The organism is Planococcus chinensis, assembly GCF_020071995.1.
GTDB classification, from domain to species: Bacteria; Bacillota; Bacilli; order Bacillales_A; family Planococcaceae; genus Planococcus; species Planococcus chinensis_A.
The window spans coordinates 1-1,159 of the sequence record NZ_JABWTK010000025.1 but is presented as its reverse complement, the minus strand read 5'-3'; the positions used below and the strand labels follow the sequence as shown (position 1 = coordinate 1,159).

Genomic DNA, 1,159 nt, shown 5'->3' with positions numbered 1-1,159 from the left:
GCCCAAGTGCGTTAAGGCTTTCATCATTCGCTTCTCGGTCGCTACGCATACCCGCGTTGCTTTGCTGTTCTCGACTGGGCAATTTTCCAGTGTCAAACCTTTGGTCTTGGTTTCCAACAGGTCTAGGGTGCGCTCTGCTTCGGCTCTCTGCTGTTTCAAGTCGTCCAGCTCGTTCTTGACGCTCCATATCGCTATGAACAGCCCTGCTATGACTATCAACCCTGCCGCCGATATACCTAGCAAGCTCCACAGATAGGGCTTGAATACTGCCTTGCTCATGCGTAACTGCCGGGCGTTTATATCGGCGGTTATTTTCTGCTCGCTTTGCTTCAATGCCTCGTTGATATTTTTCCGTAACGTCTCTAAGTCTGCTTTCGTTTGTTGCTCTATGCTGGCGGCTTCGGTGCGTGATGTCTGCTCGAAGGTCTTCGCCAAATCGGAAATCTTGCTCATACAGTGCGCCTTTCAGTCGGATGTTGCGCCCTTTTGGGTCCGGGTTCTTGATGCTGATGCTGCTGATGGTCGCTCGTGATATTTCAAAACCTACCTTTTCCAGCGTTTCCAGCACGTCTGCGCGGCTTTTTAGCTTGCCTGATAGGGCTAGGGCTTCTAAGCCGTCTGTGATGCTCTGTGATGCTCTGTGCGGCTTCCTGCGTGTTTCTCGGCAGGTCTTTGGCTTGGGTCATGCTCTGCCGTTTGGCGGGGTCGTCTGGGTCGCTGTATCCGTGCGTCAGGTTCTGCATGGTGCGCCATGCGTCCACTCTTCCTCTGTCGGCGGCGTAGTAGTAGGGCTGTAACCGCTTTCCGCTCAAAAGCTCGATGTTCGGTATCACGAAGTTGAGTTCCAAACGCCCTTTGTCTCGGTGTTCTACCCATAGGCAGTTGTATTGGTCTTTGTCCAAGCCTGCAAAAATACACTCTTCGAAGCTGTCCATCAGGGCGTGTTTCTGTTCGGCGGGGATGTTGCTTTCTTCAAAGCTCAGGCAGCCGGCGGTGTATTTCTTGGCGTAATCGCTGCTGTTTATCAGGGCGGCGGTTTCTTCGGGGTCGCCGCGTAATAATCTGGCTTCTTCTCGGTCGCGGTCTTTGCCTAGAAGATAGTCTATCGGACCACTCCCGCCGCCTTTCCCCCTATTGAAAAACTGCACAATCATTGGGA

General features: G+C 52.9%; 2 protein-coding genes. Both read right to left on the bottom strand.

The annotated features are described in order from the left end of the window. A partial coding sequence (locus HU147_RS19020) for an MbeB family mobilization protein (protein ID WP_224077661.1) occupies nucleotides 1-453 on the bottom strand: 453 nt, incomplete at its 3' end. A gap of 83 nt (nucleotides 454-536) precedes the next feature. Next, the coding region (locus tag HU147_RS19015; RefSeq protein ID WP_224077660.1) for a relaxase/mobilization nuclease domain-containing protein at nucleotides 537-1,159 on the bottom strand (623 nt) is incomplete at its 5' end.